The sequence below is a fragment of the Xanthomonas sp. SHU 166 genome (genome assembly GCF_000364685.1).
Taxonomy (GTDB): domain Bacteria; phylum Pseudomonadota; class Gammaproteobacteria; order Xanthomonadales; family Xanthomonadaceae; genus Xanthomonas_A; species Xanthomonas_A sontii.
The window spans coordinates 1-2021 of the sequence record NZ_AQOJ01000716.1 but is presented as its reverse complement, the minus strand read 5'-3'; the positions used below and the strand labels follow the sequence as shown (position 1 = coordinate 2021).

Below are 2021 nucleotides of genomic sequence, written 5' to 3'. Positions count from 1 at the left end.
CAAGATCGACCAGCAGGCGCCGACGGCACCGCGCCGCGCCGCACCACCGGCCGCGCTCGCCAGCGTCGGCGCCAAGCGACCGGCCAAGATGCCTGCACCACCAGCGGTCGCACGCCGGCCGGTGGCCGTTGCTGCAGCCAAGACCACAGACTTGGTTGCGGGCGGTGGCGACTGGCAGGAGTTCTGATCGCGCTTCACCGCGCATCCCACTGACACGGGTAACGAAGCCCGGGGGCGCCAGCTCCCGGGCTCTTTTTTTGAGTCATTCCACACGGCTGGAGGCGAATCGACGGGCGTGGCGCCCGGAAAAGCGCGACGCCTATCCCTGTCGGAGTGAAGCCAACGTGAAGCGAATCTAAATCCGCACCATCCCGCCTTAAAGAACAGAGTGCGCACGCCGATACGGGGGTAGCGCACACAAATTGTCTACAAATTTGAACAAAAGTTGCCACAAAACAACCAAAGCAAGACAAGCCAAATCGTAAAGGAAGTCTAAATCGTCAATGCCTATTGAAAAGACAAGAACTATCAACTGAGCTTTTCGACTTGCAACAGAAACAGATAGGGCACCGCCCAGCGCCTCCGCGGACATCGACTCAGGCAAGGGGGTACGCCATCCCCAACGCTTCACCTTTCCACCAGGACTCCGACGATGACGCTCAAGAATCTCAGTCTCTCCGCCAGGCTCGCGCTCAGCTTTGCCGTAATCGTGCTGATCACGGTGGTCATCGGCTCGATCAGCCTGAGCAGCCTGTCTTCGCTCAACAGCGCCGCCGACATGAACGACCATACCTACAAGGTGATGGCCACCGGCGACATGATGGAAATCGATGCCCTCAACGTCGAGACCGGCTCGCGTGGCTATCTGCTGGCGGGCGAGCAGCAGCATCTGCAACCGTTCACCACGGGCGTCGCCGAATTCGAAAAGAACTTCGCCGAGGCCAAGCGCCTGACCGCGGACAATCCACGCCAGCAGGCGCGGCTGGAGAAGGTGCACGCGGCGTTCGATGACCTGGTCGGCATCGAGAAGCAGATCATCGCGCTGCGCGCCCAATCCGACGACCCGGCAAAGATCACCGCGGCGTTCAGCCAGGCCCGCGATCGCAAGGCGATGCAGGAGATCCGCGGCCTGCTCGGCGACTTCAGCAACGAGGAGCGCGGCCTGCTGGCCAAGCGCACCGAGACCCTGACCGCCGTGCGCGCGCAGAACAAGTGGGCGGTCCTGCTGGGCAACCTGCTGGTGATCGTGGCCGCGGTCGGCATGGCGATCGTGATCCGCCGCCAGTTGCTCAAGCGCCTCGGCACCGCGATCGGCGTGGCCGACGCCATCGCCCGCGGCAAGCTCGACAATGCGATCGACCTGCGCAGCAAGGACGAGGCCGGCGTGCTGCTGCTGAGCATGGACAAGATGCAGAGCCAGTTGCAGGCGGTGCTCGCCGCGCAGGCGGAGATGGCCCAGCGCCATGACGCCGGCCAGATCAGCTACCGCATGGACGAAACCGTGTTCCCAGGCGACTACGGGCGCATGGTCCGCGACAGCAACGCGCTGGCCGCCTCGCATATCGCGGTCAAGATGCGCCTGGCGCAGATCATGGGCCGTTACGCGATCGGCGACCTGTCCGAGGACATGGACCGCCTGCCCGGCGAAAAGGCCGTGCTCACCGAAACCATGGACACGGTCAAGCACAACCTGACCGCGATGAACAGCGAGATCAAGCATCTGGCCGGTGCGGCGGCCGCCGGCGACTTCAGCGTGCGTGGCGACGCCGAGCGCTTCCAGTACGACTTCCGCCTGATGGTCGAGAGCCTCAACCAGTTGATGGCCACCGCCGACGGCAACCTGCAGGCGTTGTCGGCACTGCTGCAGTCCATCGCCGCCGGCGACCTGACCGCGCGCATGCACGGCGAGTTCCAGGGCGTGTTCGCGACCATGCGCGACGATGCCAACGCCACCGCCGAACAGCTCGCGGCGATCGTCGCGCGGATCCAGACCGCGGCGGTCAGCATCAACGGCGCCGCCA

Annotated in this window: 2 protein-coding genes; both read left to right on the top strand. The window is 64.5% G+C overall.

Translation table 11 applies throughout. The annotated features are described in order from the left end of the window. Positions 1-187, top strand: a 187-nt coding sequence (locus D180_RS24665) for a hypothetical protein (protein ID WP_232760551.1), incomplete at its 5' end; no start/stop codon positions are given. Positions 188-652: 465 nt separating this feature from the next. After that, positions 653-2021 (top strand): CHASE3 domain-containing protein (locus tag D180_RS16665; RefSeq protein WP_043091196.1); only part of this gene is annotated, 1369 nt, incomplete at its 3' end.